Genomic DNA, 13,017 nt, shown 5'->3' with positions numbered 1-13,017 from the left:
CTGAGTCACAGTTTTAAATTTTGCCGATTGCCACGCCAAATCTGGCTTTGTCGCACAAAAAAGCCGCACTTTCCGTCGGTGAAAAACGGGGAGAGCGGCTCGCGGCAGCGTTATGAAACTGTTAACCCAGCGCCTTGAACGCCTTGAGCCGCTGCAGATGCGGCGAGATGTTTTTGAACTTGTGCGTCTGCTGTTCATCCCAGACGATTTCGTAGTAGTGATGCAGCAATTCGGCACTGCGCCGGTTATCCAGCACCTCGTCGTGACGCGACAGCACCACCAGACAGCGATCGCGATTTTTCTCGCGGAAATCCTCCACGCACTTGGTGGCGATATCGCGATACTCTTCCGGCCGGTCTATCTTGCCGTGCATGTGTTCTTCCGGGTACAGATTGGGATTGAACATCGCCTGGCGAATGCCGCACAGGAAGCCGATGCGCTCTGCCCAGAAACCGCCGAGGCCGACCCCGCAGATCAACGGATGCGCGTCGCCGCCCTGCTGCACCGCCTTGTCCACCTCTTTCAACAGATGCTGCATGTCGTGACGCGGATGCAGCGTGCTGTAGCTGATAAAGCGCACGTCCGGATCGATAAACTGCAGCTGTAACACCTTTTCATGATTGCCGGGGCTGGTGGAATCGAAGCCGTGCAAATAGATAATCATGTGGATCCTCGCAACAAGCCAAGGGCCGCGGGCGCGGCCCTCATCATTTCCGCTCTGCGCCGCGGTGCGGCACCTGGATTCACCCTTGCGAACGCTGCTTGTGCTCCTCCCAGCGTTCGCTCAGCGCGCTGAGCGCCTTGTGCGCCTGCTGCCAGCGCTCGGAGTCGCGCAGTTCCTGACGGGTGAACTGACCGCGATGATATAACCGCTTCACCTTCTCTGCTTTGACCGGGGACAGGTTATCCAACACGCTGACCGCGCCTTCGCGGTGGTTGCACACCAGGATCATGTCGCAACCGGCATCCAGCGCCGCCTGGCCGCGTTCGGCATAGCTGCCCATGATGGCGGCACCTTCCATCGACAGATCGTCGGAGAAAATCACGCCGTCGAAGCCCAGCTCCTGACGCAGGATCTGCTGCAGCCAGTAAGGCGAGCCGCTGGCCGGACGCGGGTCCGCTTCAGTATAGATGACGTGAGCCGGCATGACGGCGTCCAACAGCTGACGGTTGATCAGCTCGCGGAAGATCGCCATGTCGTGCTCGCGGATCTGCGCCAGCGGCCGCGGATCGCGCGGCGTTTCCTTGTGCGAATCGGCGCTGACGGCGCCGTGCCCCGGGAAGTGTTTACCGGTGGTTTTCATGCCGGCGCTGTGCATGCCGAGGATGAAGCGTTCCGCCATCGCCAACGCCTGCTGCGGATCGCTGTGGAACGAACGTTCGCCGATCGCCGCGCTGCCGTGGCCGATGTCCAGCACCGGCGCAAAGCTGATGTCGATATCCTGCGCGATCATTTCCGCCGCCATCAGCCAGCCGGCCTCCTGCGCCAGACGGCCGCCTTCCTGCGCATTGTGCAACGCGGCAAACGACTGCGCCGCCGGCAGACGGGTGAAGCCCTCGCGGAAGCGCTGCACGCGCCCGCCTTCCTGATCTACCGCCACCACCAGCCGATCGTGCGATTCGGCGCGGATCTGGCGCACCAGCTCACGCAGCTGCTCCGCATCGTGGAAGTTGCGGGTAAACAAGATCAATCCACCAACCAGCGGATGTTTCAAAATCTCGCGTTCTTCTGCATCCAGCTCGTAGCCGGCGACATCTAGCATTACTGGGCCCACGGGCACCTCACTTCATTATTGTTCGTTCAGAATTCGGATGATGATAAACAGAATCGCCGGCGCAGCGCCGCGCCCCAGCGCAAAAATTCGGCGTCGCCGCTCTGCTGCCAGCGCACTTCAAACCACAGCAGCATCAGATAATCCACCCACGGCAGCCAGCGCTGCACCTGCGCCTGCAGCCGGGCGACGTCGTGATAGCCCTGACGCGCGTAGTGCTGCAAAAAGCGCTGCTGCGCCTCCGCCGCCCAGCCGTTGCCGCGAAACAGCGCGGCGATATCCAACGCCACATCGCCGTCGGCGGCATACTCCCAGTCGATCAGCCGCAGCCCCTCGCCGGTCGCGAGCAAATTGCCCGGATGGATGTCCATGTGTAGCGGCGCCAGGCGTAATGGCCGCGGCGGCGCGCAGCGTAAGAAATGACGCTGCCAACTCAGCCAGGCGGGGGTTAAACGCCGCGTATCCAGCTGCTGCCAGTAGCGGCGGAACTGCCGCCGCAGATCCAACCGGTAACCACTGAGCGGCCGCCGGTGCAGCGTCGCCGCCATCGCCGCCAGCTCGCCGCGCTGATTCAGCCTGTCAAACTCAGCTTCTGTGACGACGTCACCTTCGAGCCATTCGAGGACAAGCCACTGATTATTCTGCGCGAAAACCCGTGGCCCCAGCCCCGGCGCGCAGCGACGCAAGACCTGCGCTTCCCGCCGCCTGCTCACGCCCAGCGTGCGTTTCTCCGCGCTGTTTTGCCGCGCCAGCAGCGTGATGCCCGAACCGTCGATACGCCAGCTCTCGCCGGTCAGCCCCTGCACCGGGCTGAAATGACAACCGGCGGTATTCACCGCCGGCAGTCTGGTTTCCATCAATCGTCGCAGCGCGGCCTCAGCGTTTAACGGCGCCATTGCCCGACCAGACGATCTCGCCGGTTTGCACCAGCATCAGCTGCATATCCAACGCCGGCGACTTCACGTCGCCGCTGACGTCGCTGTACAGCACGTACTGCGCACCGACGATGCGCGCCAGGCCAATCGCCTTGCTGCGCGAGCCGAAGCTGTCATCCGCCGACAGGCCCAGCGTTTGTCTGGCGCTGGTCAGCTTCGCTTCCGGCACCACGCTGAAGGTGGAGTTCGACGCCAGCGCCTTATACAGCGCCGCGGTGGCTTTGCCCATCTGCAGCGAGCCGTTGGTGTTGTTCTTGACGCTGTCCAGCAGCAGCACGCTGCCGGCCGTGACGCCATCGGCCTTCAACATCTGATTCACCAGCGGCTGAACGCTGCCCAGCCAGTCGAGCTGCTGGATTTTCGGCGGCTGCGGCACCGGCTCGGTAGTTGGCGGCTGCGGCTGCTCGACCGGCGGCGTCGGCTGTTCTGGTTCGACGGTGACCGGCGGCAACGGCTGATCCGGCTCAGGCGGACGCGACAGACAGCCGCTCAGGGTGAATGCGGCCAGCGCCACTAAGACGTACTTTTTCATGCTTTTTCTCCAAACCTGGCAAGCGCTTACAGGTACAGATACAGACGCGCGCTTTTAGCTTCCAGATTACCGTTAATCGAGTAGATTTTGGCGTCCGAGTTAGGCGCCACGACGAGCTCACGCGGTTTCTCGAAGGGGCGAATATCCAGCCCCTGCGCGTCGTACCAATAGAAACGATAATGCACGGTGACCGGCGTCGGTTGGCTGTTATTGAGCACCGAAGTCGCCATCACCCGGCCGGAAGCGTTCGAGACAGAGGGCGTATCGGCAAAAATGCCGGCGGTCAGCACCGAAGGATCCATCACCACCGTTTGCCCCCGGTTAACCGCGATGCCGGATGGCGAACTGCACCCCATCAGCAACGCGGCGGGCAGCGCCAACGCCATCAGACAACGCAGAGTTTTTTTACCGCGCATGATTTCCTCGCTTAACGTGACAGCAGCGGCCCCAGCGAGCGGCCACCGACCAGGTGCATATGAATATGATAGACCTCCTGACCGGCGTGGCGGTTACAGTTGACGATCAGGCGGTAGCCGTCCTCGGCGATGCCTTCCTGTTCGGCGATCTTCGCCGCGGCGGTGATCATGCGGCCCAGCGCAGCTTCGTGCTCGACGGTCACGTCGTTGACGGTTGGGATCAGCACGTTGGGAACGATCAGCACATGGGTAGGCGCCTGGGGGGAGATGTCACGGAAAGCGGTGACCAGTTCATCCTGGTAAACCACATCAGCAGGGATTTCGCGGCGGATAATTTTACTGAAAATCGTTTCTTCGGCCATCTGGCGTTCCTTGTTTTACACAATTAGCTGTACGCAGTATGAGTGACAAATTCTACTGCTTTCAACCTGATTGCGCACTTTCCACGTCGAGTGCTGCAGATTCGCGCAGGCCGTCGCCCCGCTTGTGCATCTTTTCACTTTGGTTATTCACTATTGTTGCTTTACTTGCCCCGCGCCGCCGCCAATAGTAACCCCATGATTAACAAAGGATAGAGGGCACTATGCCACTGAAGATTGCGGCGCTGTGCGCGCTGTTGCTGAGCGCTGCCGTGCAGGCGGCCACGACGGGCGGTATCGACCTGCAGGCTAACCGAGAGCCGATACGCACGGAGAAAAACCCGGCGGCTATCGCGCTGATCCCGGCGAACTTTCACTTCGCGGTGCCCGGCAAGCTGACGGTGGCGGTAGCATTCGAGAACTCCCCGCCGCTGGCGCTGTTCGCCGAAGACAATAAAACGCTGATCGGCAGCGATCCGGACATCGCCCGCCTGGTGGCCGACAGCCTCGGGCTGGAGCTGAATCTGGTGCCCACCTCCTGGGAAGATTGGCCCTTGGGCATCAGCGCGGGCAAATACGATGCGGCGATCTTCAACATCGCCGTCACCAAACAGCGTAAAACCAAATTCGACTTCGCCACTTACCGGGTGGACACGCTGGGCTTTTACGTCAAATCCACCAGCCACATCACCTCGATCAACCGCCCGCAGGACGTGGCCGGGCTGCGGATCATCGTCGGATCCGGCACCAATCAGGAAAACATTCTGCTGGGATGGGATAAGCAGAATCGCGCCGCCGGGCTGCCGCCGGTACAGCCGATCTACGTGACCGACGACGCCGCCACCAACCTCAGCATTCAGTCCGGGCGCGCCGATGCGTTCTTCGGCCCCCACTCCACCGGCGCCTACAAGGCGGCGCTGACCGGCAAAACCAAAATGGTCGGCATCGGCCCCAACGTGGCCTACGTCGCGGTCACCACCAAAAAAGGCAACGGGTTGGTGAACGCCGTCAACGCCGCGATCAATGGCGCGATCGTCAGCGGCGAATATGCGCAGGTGCTGGAACGCTGGGGCGAAGGCGACGAAAAGGTCGAGCGCTCAACCATCAACCCGCCGGGCATCGGCGACTAGCTACCGATCAGCTGCGGGGCATGTCGGCGCATCCACTCGGCCAGCGAGTCCAGCGTCGGCCGCAGCGATTTGCCGAGCGTGGTGACCTGGTACTCCACCCGCGGCGGCACTTCGGGATACACCTGCCGCGTCACAAGACCGCGCTGCTCGAACAGCCGCAGCTGGCGCGTCAGCTCTTTTTGCGCAATGGGCGCCACCGCCCGCTGCAGCTCGCTGAATCGCACCGGGCCATCGATCATAATCAGCCGATACAGGATGGGTATCGCCCATTTGCCCGACACCAGATTGACAAAGTCCACCATCGGGCAGGATTCGCCCGCCGTCGGCAACGCCGACAAATTATTTTTCGCCGCTAAGGGCGCGCGCGCCGTCATTTCATCCCACCTCGTCCTTTAGTATCCAAAAGGTGCCTACTATGCAAAAGGAACTATAGCGCAAATAATGCCGTAACAGACGTTAAAGAGGAATCGGTTATGTCACGACTGCAAGGCAAATACGCATTGATCACCGGCGGCACCAGCGGCATCGGGCTGGAAACCGCCCGCCAATTCATCGCCGAGGGCGCAACGGTGGCGATCACCGGCCGCAGCCAACGTGCCCTGGACGCGGCGGGCCAGGCATTGGCGGGCAACGCGCTGTTGCTGCTGAGCGACGCCGGCGACATCCCACAGCAACGTGCGCTGGCGCAGCAGTTGGAGCAACGGTGGCCGCGGCTGGACGTGCTGTACGTTAACGCCGGCGACGTCACGCACCGCCCGCTGCAGGAGTGGGATGAGCAGAGCTACCAGCGGCTGATGGACATCAACCTGAAGGGGCCGTTCTTTCTGATCCAGGCGCTGCTACCGCTGCTGGCCACCCCTTCCTCGGTGATCCTGTGCGGTTCGGTCAGCGCCCATATCGGTCTACCGCAAAGCAGCGCCTACGCCGCCAGCAAAGCCGGTTTGTTATCTCTGGCCAGAACGCTCTCCGGCGAGCTGCACGCGCGCGGCATTCGCGTCAACGGCCTCAGCCCCGGCCCGACCGAAACCCCGGCGCTGGGAAAATTGGGGCTGGCGGAAGCGGATGAACGGGCATTGCGCGACGATATCCGCGCGCTAGTGCCGATCGGCCGCATGGGCAGCGCACTGGAGCTGGCCAAAGCGGCGGTGTTTCTGGCGGCGGATGAGTCGGCGTTTATGGTCGGCGCGGAGCTGCAGATGGATGGCGGCGTGGGCAACCTGTAACCGCGCGCGACACCCTAAGAAGGCCGCTTGCGCGGCCTTTATCTGTCCCTCTCAGCTCACCCCTTGAATCGGGTTGGTATTAAAGGTGTAGACCACGATCTTCCATTGGCCCTGCTGTTTCTCCAATACAAATACTTCACGGTTTAAATCGATCAGGGTGGCACCGTCGCTTATTCGGGTAACCGTTGCCCCGCGATGATGGTGCGTGCGCACATAGGCCATATTACCGCTCACTCTGACGCTGTCATAAGCAAACTCGGTTTCAAATTTCTCGTTTTTAAATAAGTTGTCATATTGTTGGCGGCGCTTTTCATTGCTGTCCGCCGTCGGTTTTTCGTTCCATTGTGAGTAACTTTCTGGCGCAAAAAGTGACAAAATCGTTTGCGTATCGCCGGCGTTAAGCGCTGTCTGGTAGCGGTTTATCAGCTCATACACCGCCTTCTGTTCGGCCGCGACGCCCGCCTCTGCGGAAACCCTGTAACTTTGCGATGCGGCCTCGCTGCTTGCGGCATAAGTTTGGCCGCACAAGCCCGCACCCGCCAATAACAATACGGCAGTTAATTTTTTCATATAAATATCCTCTTCGGCATTATTTCATTATGGCAATACAGGATGCGATTTCAGATAAATAAAAACGCTGAAAATAAATTATCCAATGCTGCGTCAAATTGACAGCCGGCATATTTAAAAATACTCTTTTAATAATTTAAATAATGGAAGCCGTTAACATGAATGAACTGCACGCGCTGCGCGTATTCTGCCAGGTGGTGGAAATGGAGGGGTTCAGCCAGGCGGCCACCAAAATGGGGCTCTCCCCGGCCAGCGTCACATACAGCATCAATCAGCTTGAAAAACAGTTCGGGCAACCCCTGTTCAAGCGTTCGACCCGGCGCTTCTCGCTGACCAGCGCCGGGGAGCGTTGCTATCGCACCGCACAAGACATCCTGCAGCAGTTTGACCGGCTGAAAAACGACATGTCGGGCGATTTTGAACAACCGCGAGGACCGCTGCGGGTCGAGATAGCCACGATGCTCAGCAGCATGCATATCGCTCCGGCGCTCCCGGCTTTTTTGGCGCAATACCCGGAATTGCAGCTCAGCGTGTCGGTTAGCGATCGCCTGGTCAATCCGGCGGAAGATCGCGCCGACGTATTTATTCGCATCGGCGCCGGCCACATACCCGAGATGGTCAGCCGTCAATTGCTGCAACCACGCTATTTGTGCTGTGCGTCTCCCGATTATTTTGCGCGCCATGGCCGGCCGGAACACCCGGAACAGCTGCAACAGCATCAGCGGCTGGGATTTATCCGTTCAGGCGCGGCGGCGGCGGACGACTGGCAGTTCATTCGTGGTGACGAGCGCTACCGTCTGGCGCCCAGCCCGCTGCTGAGTTTCAACCATTCACAATCGCTGTGCGAGGTGGCCAGGAACCACCTCGGCCTGGTTTACTTGCTGGACTGCACGCTGGAAAACTATCTGAAGGCAGGCGAACTGGAACCGATACTGCAGGAGTGGGCGCCCACAGGGGCACCGATCAATATTCTCTATCCACGCCTGCGGGATCGCAGCCATAAAATTCGGGTTTTCGTCGACTTCATCAGCGAACTGTTCGCCAACAAATTCGCAGGGCCCCGATCCCGCGCCTCACCCTAACCCAGGGATATCGACGCCGAAAGTCTGCAACAGCAACACCACGTTAAGCAGCACGATCACCACCGTGCCGACCACTGCCGCCAGGCTGGTCCAGCGGCCGTTGGCAAACTCGCCCATGATGTCACGGCGACGGGTGAACATCACCAGCGCGATCATCGGCGCCGGCAGCGCCAGGCTCAGCACCACTTGGCTGTAGACCAGCGCGTCGGTGGCGTTGACGCCCATCGCCACCACGATAAACGCCGGCACCATGGTGACCAGGCGGCGCACCCACACCGGAATGCGGAAACCGACGAAGCCCTGCATGATCATTTGCCCGGCCATGGTGCCCACCACCGAGCTGGAAATGCCAGAGGCGATCAGCGACGCCAGGAAGATACCGGCGGCGGCCGCGCCGAACAGCGGCGTCAGCGTATGGTAGGCGGTGCCAATTTCGGCCACGTCGCTGTTACCGGCGTGGAAGGCGCTCGAGGCCATGATGACCATCGTGATATTCACCAGCCCGGCCAGCGCCAGCGCGATCACCACCTCAATATTGGAGAAACGCAGCAGCTTGCGCCGCTCGCCGTTATCACTGGCCGGGCTGCGGTGCTGGGTCAGCCCCGAGTGCAGGAAAATGGCGTGCGGCATCACGGTGGCGCCGATAATGCCGACGGCGATGGTCAGCGCCTGGGCATCCGGCAGTTGCGGCGTCACCATGCCGATCCCGGCCGCCTGCCAGTCCACCGGCACAATGAACATCTCCACCAGGTAGCACAGCGCGATGATGCCTACCAGGCCGCCGATCATCAGCTCAACCGGGCGAAAACCTTTCTTTTCCACCATCAACAGCGCATAGGTGATCACCGCCGTCACCCCCATCCCCGCCAGCAGCGGCATGTGGAACAACAGCGCCAGCGCAATCGCGCCGCCGAGAAACTCCGCCAGATCGGTGGCCATCGCCGCCACTTCGCTAAGCAGCCACATGCCGATCACTACCGGCCGTGAAAACTGATCGCGGCACATCTCCGCCAGATTGCGGTTGGTGACGATACCCAGCTTGGCCGACAGCGCCTGGAACAGCATGGCGATCAGGTTGGCCATCACCACCACCCACAGCAGGCTGTAGCCGTATTTCGCCCCGGCCTGGATGTTGGTGGCGAAGTTACCGGGGTCCATATAGGCAATAGAGGCAATCACCGCCGGGCCGGCGAACAGCAGCGGCGTAAAAGCGCCGCGCTTGCGCCCGGCAAGGGCGGCACCAATCGCAATGTTGGTCCGTTCGGTTAACGATGAGGGAGTTGCCGCGTCTCGCATGAAGTACCCTTAATCTTTTGCTGGTTATTTTTCCACCGATCATGCTGACAATGTAGCATCGGCTACACTTTATGCAACAGGCGAAATTAATGGGCTTTGTGTAGAGATATTTCTAACTACCACAATGCGTGGCATCGAATTGATAATGTGTGCTATTTGGACTAACTTAGGGCAACCCTCCCCGCATTGCCGGGAGATGCCATTTTTATGCTTACAGGACGCCCCACGCTATGGTTACCCGCGCGCCAGATAACGCCGACCGCCCCGCCCAGACCGACATGCCGGACGAGGCCGAGCACGCCCTGCGTTTTAGCCGCGCCCGCGAAGCGCAGTCCAATGCGCTGATCGAAGATTACGTTGAGCTGATCGCCGATTTGCTGCAAAGCACCCGTGAAGCCAGAACCACCGATATCGCGCGCCGCTTCGGCGTCTCTCACCCGACGGCGATCAAAAATATCGCGCGGTTGAAAAGCGCCGGGCTGGTGGAATCGCGCCCTTATCGCGGGGTGTTTTTAACCGAGGAAGGCGAGCTGCTGGCGCAGAAGGTGCGCCGCCGTCACCGCATCGTGGTCGATCTGCTGATGTGCCTCGGGGTGCCGAGCGAAACTGCCGAGCTGGACAGCGAAGGGATTGAACACCATATCTCGGACGAAACGCTGGCGGTGTTCGAGCATTATTTGCAGCAACACGTCAAACCCTGACTCCCGGGGCGCCGATGAGCTACGCCGTGCAGCACGTTCATGGCCTGCGCCTGGTGGTTTTCGCCGAAGCCGGGCCGCTGTTGAAAGACGAAAACGACGTCAGCCTGTTTATCGCGCCCGCTTTTGAACACGAGGCCGGGATGATTGCCCTCCCCGTCAACCGCCTCGACGCCGCCTTCTTCCAGCTAAGAAGCGGCGTGGCCGGCGCCGTATTGCAGAAATTCATCAACTACCGCCTGCGCGTGACGCTGCTGGGTGATATCACCCCCTGGCTGGCGCAAAGCTGCGCGCTGCAAGATTTCGTGCGCGAAGCCAATCGCGGCGAACAGATCTGGTTCCTTCCTTCTCTCGCCGAGCTCGAACAGCGGCTTGGTACCTGACGGCAGGCAATAAAAAAGGGAGGCTTTCACCTCCCTTGGTAACTCCCCTTCCTGAATCAGTGATTACGGATGTATTCGTCCATATCGGTTTTCAGGTTGTCGGACTTGGTGCCGAAGATGGCCTGCACGCCGGAGCCAGCGACGACTACGCCGGCTGCGCCCAGTTTCTTCAGGCCCGCCTGGTCAACTTTGGACACGTCGGCCACGCTGACGCGCAGACGGGTGATGCAAGCATCCAGGTTAGTGATGTTTTCTTTACCGCCGAAGGCCTGAACCAGTGCCGCGGACATTTCGGAACCGCCCTGCGCAGTCTGCTCGGCAGCGCTGTCTTCACGGCCAGGGGTTTTCAGATCCAGTTTGGCGATCAGCACGCGGAAGATGGTGTAGTACACCAGACCGTAGACGATGCCGACGATTGGGAACAGCCAGATTTTGCTGCTGTTGCCGCTCAGTACGATAAAGTCGATCAGGCCGTGCGAGAAGCTGGTGCCGTCACGCATGCCCAACAGGATACAGATTGGGAACGCCAGACCGGCCAGGATAGCGTGGATCACGTACAGGATCGGCGCGACGAACATGAAGGAGAACTCGATCGGCTCGGTGATACCGGTCAGGAACGAGGTCAGCGCGGCGGAGATCATGATGCCGCCGACTTTCGCGCGGTTTTCCGGCTTGGCCGAGTGCCAGATGGCGATGGCCGCAGCAGGCAGACCGTACATTTTGAACAGGAAGCCGCCGGACAGTTTACCCGCGGTTGGGTCACCCGCCATGTAGCGAGGGATATCACCGTGGAATACCTGGCCCGCCGCGTTGGTGAACTCACCAATTTGCATTTGGAATGGTACGTTCCAGATGTGGTGCAGACCGAACGGCACCAGAGCACGCTCAACCACGCCGTAAATGCCGAAGGCCACGACCGGGTTCTGATAAGCCGCCCACTGCGAGAAGGTCTGTATAGCCGTACCAATCGGTGGCCAGATGAAGGACAGCACTACGCCCAGAACGATCGCCGCCAGACCGGAAATGATCGGCACGAAGCGCTTACCGGCAAAGAAGCCCAGGTATTCCGGCAGTTGAATGCGGAAGAAGCGGTTGAACATATAGGCCGCGATGGCACCGGAGATAATCCCCCCGAGCACACCGGTATCCGCCAGGTGTTTGGCCGCAATCTCTTCAGCCGGCAGGTGCAGCACCAGCGGCGCAACCACCGCCATGGTTTTCACCATGATGCCGTAAGCCACCACCGCCGCCAGCGCGGAAACGCCGTCGTTGTTGGTGAAGCCCAAGGCGACGCCGATGGCGAAAATCAGCGGCATGTTGGCGAAGACCGAACCGCCCGCTTCCGCCATCACGTGGGAGACTACCGCAGGTAGCCAGCTAAAGTTGGCGGAACCGACGCCCAGCAGGATACCTGCGATAGGCAACACGGACACCGGCAGCATGAGCGATTTACCTACTTTTTGCAGGTTTGCAAATGCGTTCTTGAACATAGTTGAGTGTGCTCCTGAGTAATAATGCTTTGCTACTTCTTGTCGCGATTGGTCGCGCTGCAAGGGGGGGAGAAAAACCCCTGCAATTCAGGGTGTCTGAGCACCCCTTGAATTTATTACGCAGAGTAAAATAAATAGCCTGCGCAATGTTTGATGACAATCACGTTTCGATGATCGAGCCGCGGCAACTTTGCATAAACCGGCCGTTTTTTGGCAAAACCGGCCAAAAAACACGCACCAATCCCCCTGAAACGGGAGGGAACCTTACCCGTTTCAGTGATTAATTACGAGCTTAAAAAAAATTACGCAGACAATGACCTACCGCTATAGCCTAGGTCAAAGATCACAGATCGAGGTGAAATAAGCGTGAAAAGTTGGCGGTGGTGGCTTCGGCCAGTTGTTCCAGGCTGACGCCCTTCAATACTGCCATGTATTCAGCCACATCACGCACATAGGCGGGTTGGTTTTCTTTGCCGCGATGCGGCACCGGCGCCAGATAAGGCGAATCGGTTTCCACCAGGATGCGATCCAGCGGCACGTAGCGTGCCACTTCGCGCAGCTGTTCGGCATTGCGGAAGGTGACGATGCCGGAGAAGGAGATGTAGAAGCCCAGATCCAGCAAAGCTTCGGCCGTGGTCAAATCTTCAGTGAAGCAGTGCAGCACGCCGCCGCAGTCCTGTGCGTTCTCTTCACGCAGGATCGCCAGCGTGTCCGCGCGCGCCTCGCGGGTGTGGACGATCACCGGCTTGTTCAGATCCCGGCCAATGCGGATATGTTCGCGGAAAGAGTCCTGCTGCAGCTCAAGATTGTCTTTCTGGTAGAAGTAATCGAGCCCGGTCTCTCCCAGCGCTACCACCTGCTCCGCCGCCGCCAGGCGACGCAGCTCGGCGTAATCATACCCCTCTTCCAGATTGAGCGGATGCACCCCGCAGGAGAAAGCCACATCGTTGCGCTCGCCGATCAGTTCGGTCATGGAACGGTAACCCGGCAACGTGGTGGCGACCGCCAGCACATAGCCGACGTCGCGCGCTTTGGCTTTGGCCAGCGCATCGTCCACATTCTGATGCAGCGTTTGATAATCCAGACTGTCAAGGTGGCAATGAGAATCGACTAACAACATAATTTTTAACT

The 13,017-nt window shown here is 59.9% G+C and carries 16 protein-coding genes; 5 read left to right on the top strand and 11 right to left on the bottom strand.

The genetic code is table 11. The features are described from left to right. Positions 1–121: 121 nt before the first annotated feature. The 6 genes from ycfP to hinT form a co-directional block, all read right to left on the bottom strand. Positions 122–664 (bottom strand): alpha/beta hydrolase YcfP, encoded by a 543-nt coding sequence (gene ycfP / locus GUC32_RS09435; RefSeq protein ID WP_015377468.1) that lies wholly within the window; start codon positions 662–664, stop codon positions 122–124. Between the two features lie 79 nt (positions 665–743). Beyond that, on the bottom strand, positions 744–1,763 hold the full coding sequence (gene nagZ, locus GUC32_RS09430) for a beta-N-acetylhexosaminidase (protein WP_043141667.1): 1,020 nt from the start codon (positions 1,761–1,763) through the stop codon (positions 744–746). Positions 1,764–1,801: 38 nt separating this feature from the next. Next, positions 1,802–2,668, bottom strand: a complete 867-nt coding sequence (gene thiK / locus GUC32_RS09425) for a thiamine kinase (RefSeq protein WP_060432874.1) — start codon at positions 2,666–2,668, stop codon at positions 1,802–1,804. After that, positions 2,649–3,239: a penicillin-binding protein activator LpoB gene (lpoB, locus tag GUC32_RS09420; protein ID WP_025302429.1), complete on the bottom strand. Its 591-nt coding sequence runs from the start codon at positions 3,237–3,239 to the stop codon at positions 2,649–2,651. The genes thiK and lpoB overlap by 20 nt, the downstream gene beginning before the upstream one ends. 26 nt (positions 3,240–3,265) lie before the next feature. After that, positions 3,266–3,655 carry a YcfL family protein gene (locus tag GUC32_RS09415; RefSeq protein WP_369435694.1) on the bottom strand — a complete coding sequence of 130 codons (390 nt, stop codon included), beginning with the start codon at positions 3,653–3,655 and terminating at the stop codon, positions 3,266–3,268. Positions 3,656–3,666: 11 nt separating this feature from the next. Continuing rightward, the gene (gene hinT, locus GUC32_RS09410) at positions 3,667–4,017 is read right to left on the bottom strand and encodes a purine nucleoside phosphoramidase (RefSeq protein WP_004928776.1); all 351 of its coding nucleotides are present in this window, start codon (positions 4,015–4,017) and stop codon (positions 3,667–3,669) included. 221 nt (positions 4,018–4,238) lie between these two features. Between hinT and GUC32_RS09405 the strand changes: the two genes are divergently transcribed. After that, positions 4,239–5,144, top strand: a complete 906-nt coding sequence (locus GUC32_RS09405; protein WP_025302427.1) for a transporter substrate-binding domain-containing protein — start codon at positions 4,239–4,241, stop codon at positions 5,142–5,144. Here the strand turns inward: GUC32_RS09405 and GUC32_RS09400 are convergent. Then, positions 5,141–5,518, bottom strand: coding sequence for a helix-turn-helix domain-containing protein (locus tag GUC32_RS09400; protein ID WP_072271517.1), 378 nt, complete (start codon positions 5,516–5,518; stop codon positions 5,141–5,143). The two genes, GUC32_RS09405 and GUC32_RS09400, sit on opposite strands and share 4 nt — an antisense overlap. A 99-nt stretch (positions 5,519–5,617) precedes the next feature. Here GUC32_RS09400 and GUC32_RS09395 point away from each other — a divergent pair, with 99 nt between their 5' ends. After that, positions 5,618–6,367: an SDR family oxidoreductase gene (locus tag GUC32_RS09395; protein WP_043141680.1), complete on the top strand. Its 750-nt coding sequence runs from the start codon at positions 5,618–5,620 to the stop codon at positions 6,365–6,367. 51 nt (positions 6,368–6,418) lie between these two features. Here GUC32_RS09395 and GUC32_RS09390 read toward each other — a convergent pair whose 3' ends face one another. Next, complete coding sequence (locus tag GUC32_RS09390; protein WP_025302424.1) at positions 6,419–6,937, bottom strand: DUF4440 domain-containing protein; 519 nt, start codon at positions 6,935–6,937, stop codon at positions 6,419–6,421. Positions 6,938–7,095: 158 nt separating this feature from the next. Between GUC32_RS09390 and GUC32_RS09385 the strand changes: the two genes are divergently transcribed. After that, complete coding sequence (locus GUC32_RS09385; protein WP_369435693.1) at positions 7,096–8,019, top strand: LysR family transcriptional regulator; 924 nt, start codon at positions 7,096–7,098, stop codon at positions 8,017–8,019. On the opposite strand, the gene GUC32_RS09380 is transcribed toward GUC32_RS09385, so the two are convergent. Next, a complete protein-coding gene (locus GUC32_RS09380; RefSeq protein ID WP_369435692.1) occupies positions 8,011–9,315 on the bottom strand; it encodes an Nramp family divalent metal transporter in 1,305 nt (434 codons plus the stop codon). The two genes, GUC32_RS09385 and GUC32_RS09380, sit on opposite strands and share 9 nt — an antisense overlap. Positions 9,316–9,545: 230 nt before the next feature. Between GUC32_RS09380 and mntR the strand changes: the two genes are divergently transcribed. Together mntR and GUC32_RS09370 are read left to right on the top strand one after the other, a co-directional pair. Continuing rightward, complete coding sequence (mntR, locus tag GUC32_RS09375) at positions 9,546–10,016, top strand: manganese-binding transcriptional regulator MntR (protein ID WP_060447392.1); 471 nt, start codon at positions 9,546–9,548, stop codon at positions 10,014–10,016. A gap of 14 nt (positions 10,017–10,030) precedes the next feature. Next, the gene (locus tag GUC32_RS09370; RefSeq protein ID WP_089180771.1) at positions 10,031–10,396 is read left to right on the top strand and encodes a DUF4180 domain-containing protein; all 366 of its coding nucleotides are present in this window, start codon (positions 10,031–10,033) and stop codon (positions 10,394–10,396) included. 56 nt (positions 10,397–10,452) lie between these two features. On the opposite strand, the gene ptsG is transcribed toward GUC32_RS09370, so the two are convergent. After that, on the bottom strand, positions 10,453–11,886 hold the full coding sequence (gene ptsG, locus GUC32_RS09365; protein WP_141997763.1) for a PTS glucose transporter subunit IIBC: 1,434 nt from the start codon (positions 11,884–11,886) through the stop codon (positions 10,453–10,455). A 343-nt stretch (positions 11,887–12,229) separates the two neighbouring features. After that, on the bottom strand, positions 12,230–13,006 hold the full coding sequence (locus tag GUC32_RS09360; protein ID WP_043141693.1) for a metal-dependent hydrolase: 777 nt from the start codon (positions 13,004–13,006) through the stop codon (positions 12,230–12,232). Between the last annotated feature and the right edge of the window lie 11 nt (positions 13,007–13,017).

The organism is Serratia sp. NGAS9 (genome assembly GCF_009905295.1).
In the GTDB taxonomy this organism is placed as follows: Bacteria; Pseudomonadota; Gammaproteobacteria; order Enterobacterales; family Enterobacteriaceae; genus Serratia; species Serratia bockelmannii.
Note: the sequence above shows the minus strand (reverse complement) of the source record. Positions and strands in the feature narration are given on the sequence as shown.

What these genes read in the sequence shown, in the direction of transcription:
- mntR (WP_060447392.1), top strand. Translation starts at nt 9,546, where the DNA reads ATGGTTACCCGCGCGCCAGATAACGCCGACCGCCCCGCCCAGACCGAC.
- GUC32_RS09395 (WP_043141680.1), top strand. Translation starts at nt 5,618, where the DNA reads ATGTCACGACTGCAAGGCAAATACGCATTGATCACCGGCGGCACCAGC.
- GUC32_RS09360 (WP_043141693.1), bottom strand. Translation starts at nt 13,006, where the DNA reads ATGTTGTTAGTCGATTCTCATTGCCACCTTGACAGTCTGGATTATCAA.
- hinT (WP_004928776.1), bottom strand. Translation starts at nt 4,017, where the DNA reads ATGGCCGAAGAAACGATTTTCAGTAAAATTATCCGCCGCGAAATCCCT.
- nagZ (WP_043141667.1), bottom strand. Translation starts at nt 1,763, where the DNA reads ATGCTAGATGTCGCCGGCTACGAGCTGGATGCAGAAGAACGCGAGATT.
- GUC32_RS09415 (WP_369435694.1), bottom strand. Translation starts at nt 3,655, where the DNA reads ATGCGCGGTAAAAAAACTCTGCGTTGTCTGATGGCGTTGGCGCTGCCC.
- ycfP (WP_015377468.1), bottom strand. Translation starts at nt 664, where the DNA reads ATGATTATCTATTTGCACGGCTTCGATTCCACCAGCCCCGGCAATCAT.
- ptsG (WP_141997763.1), bottom strand. Translation starts at nt 11,886, where the DNA reads ATGTTCAAGAACGCATTTGCAAACCTGCAAAAAGTAGGTAAATCGCTC.
- GUC32_RS09380 (WP_369435692.1), bottom strand. Translation starts at nt 9,315, where the DNA reads ATGCGAGACGCGGCAACTCCCTCATCGTTAACCGAACGGACCAACATT.
- GUC32_RS09390 (WP_025302424.1), bottom strand. Translation starts at nt 6,937, where the DNA reads ATGAAAAAATTAACTGCCGTATTGTTATTGGCGGGTGCGGGCTTGTGC.
- lpoB (WP_025302429.1), bottom strand. Translation starts at nt 3,239, where the DNA reads ATGAAAAAGTACGTCTTAGTGGCGCTGGCCGCATTCACCCTGAGCGGC.
- thiK (WP_060432874.1), bottom strand. Translation starts at nt 2,668, where the DNA reads ATGGCGCCGTTAAACGCTGAGGCCGCGCTGCGACGATTGATGGAAACC.
- GUC32_RS09405 (WP_025302427.1), top strand. Translation starts at nt 4,239, where the DNA reads ATGCCACTGAAGATTGCGGCGCTGTGCGCGCTGTTGCTGAGCGCTGCC.
- GUC32_RS09385 (WP_369435693.1), top strand. Translation starts at nt 7,096, where the DNA reads ATGAATGAACTGCACGCGCTGCGCGTATTCTGCCAGGTGGTGGAAATG.
- GUC32_RS09370 (WP_089180771.1), top strand. Translation starts at nt 10,031, where the DNA reads ATGAGCTACGCCGTGCAGCACGTTCATGGCCTGCGCCTGGTGGTTTTC.
- GUC32_RS09400 (WP_072271517.1), bottom strand. Translation starts at nt 5,518, where the DNA reads ATGACGGCGCGCGCGCCCTTAGCGGCGAAAAATAATTTGTCGGCGTTG.